The sequence below is a fragment of the Shewanella sp. ECSMB14102 genome, assembly GCF_000813075.1.
GTDB classification, from domain to species: Bacteria; Pseudomonadota; Gammaproteobacteria; order Enterobacterales; family Shewanellaceae; genus Shewanella; species Shewanella indica.
Window position 1 is genome coordinate 1 of sequence record NZ_JWGX01000123.1, and the last position, 908, is coordinate 908.

Sequence of the window (908 nt, forward strand, 5' to 3'; positions counted from 1 at the left end):
CATTCGCACCTACCTGAAATGCTTGACTACCATAACTACCATCCAACAGCTTTTGGCCACCGAAAGAGGTGGTGTCTGCAATACGGGTCAGTTCAGCTTGTAAAGAGGAGATTTCTTTCTGCATTGAGGCGCGGTCTTCTGCCGAATTGGAGCCGTTGGCCGATTGCAGTGATAAGTCACGCATCCGCTGCAAAATATTGGTGGACTCCTGCATAGCGCCTTCGGCCGTCTGGGCGATGGAGATACCATCGTTGGCGTTGCGTTGGGCTACATCCAGGCCGTTGATCTGACTGGTCAAACGGTTGGAGATCTGCAGACCAGCAGCATCGTCTTTGGCGCTGTTAATACGCAGGCCACTGGACAGACGCTCCATGGAGGTTTTCAATGCACTGTTGGCATTATTGAGGTTCTTTTGTGAACTCAGGGAAGTCACGTTGGTATTGACGGAAATGGCCATAATAGGTTCCTCTCTTGCTGGTTGACCGCTGGCTGGCTGTCAAGCCAAGCGGAGCTAATCTGTTACAGTCACTGTAACGGCAGCCAACAGAGAGACTTTAGCCAAAAAATCATCTTTTTTATAAATTGCAACTAATTGATTGTATTTTAATGATTTTTATGCAGTCGCGCTATTGCTATAACTTAATTTCCCGCTCACACATAATGAATAAAACCCACAGCAGCGACTTTGGCCGCTGTTGTGGGTTGATGCCATTGCAGTTTTTATTTACTTTAACCAAGCAGTGACAGAGCTACCTGAGGCAACTGGTTCGCCTGGGCCAGCATGGCAGAAGAAGTCTGAGACAAAATCTGCTGCTTGGTCATAGTGGCCGTTTCCTTGGCAAAGTCCACATCCTGAATCCGGCTACGGGCATCAGATACGTTGGTGCTAATGCTATTCAAGTTGTTGA

The 908-nt window shown here is 48.0% G+C and carries 2 protein-coding genes; both read right to left on the reverse strand.

Features of this window, described 5'->3' with window-relative positions; genetic code table 11:
* On the reverse strand, positions 1–457 hold a 457-nt coding region (locus tag RC73_RS19630; protein ID WP_039036206.1), incomplete at its 3' end, for a flagellin N-terminal helical domain-containing protein.
* A gap of 272 nt (positions 458–729) precedes the next feature.
* Positions 730–908, reverse strand: a 179-nt coding sequence (locus tag RC73_RS20420; RefSeq protein ID WP_268814497.1) for a flagellin, incomplete at its 5' end; no start/stop codon positions are given.